The organism is Paenibacillus algorifonticola, from assembly GCF_000971975.1.
GTDB lineage: Bacteria > Bacillota > Bacilli > Paenibacillales > Paenibacillaceae > Pristimantibacillus > Pristimantibacillus algorifonticola.
Map to the genome: position 1 here is coordinate 2,461 of NZ_KQ040789.1, position 293 is coordinate 2,753.

General features: G+C 50.2%; 2 tRNA genes. Both read right to left on the bottom strand.

Annotated elements, in window-relative coordinates:
* Window positions 1-5: 5 nt before the first annotated feature.
* A tRNA-Ala gene (locus tag WH37_RS06755) sits at window positions 6-81 on the bottom strand.
* Between the two features lie 30 nt (window positions 82-111).
* Window positions 112-188: transfer RNA gene (locus WH37_RS06760), tRNA-Ile, on the bottom strand.
* Window positions 189-293 lie beyond the last annotated feature (105 nt).

Below are 293 nucleotides of genomic sequence, written 5' to 3' on the forward strand. Positions count from 1 at the left end.
TTTTTTGGTGGAGCCAAGCGGGATCGAACCGCTGACCTCCTGCTTGCAAGGCAGGCGCTCTCCCAGCTGAGCTATGGCCCCATAAATGGGTACCGACTCAAAAGTCGATAATGGTGGGCCTTAGTGGACTCGAACCACCGACCTCACCCTTATCAGGGGTGCGCTCTAACCAGCTGAGCTAAAGGCCCAAATTTTGATTTTCTTGGTTTCCTACCTGAAAGAGAATTACTCTTTCAAAACTGACAACGAGTGAGCGATACACTGCCTGTGTATCCGATTATCTACGTAATCGG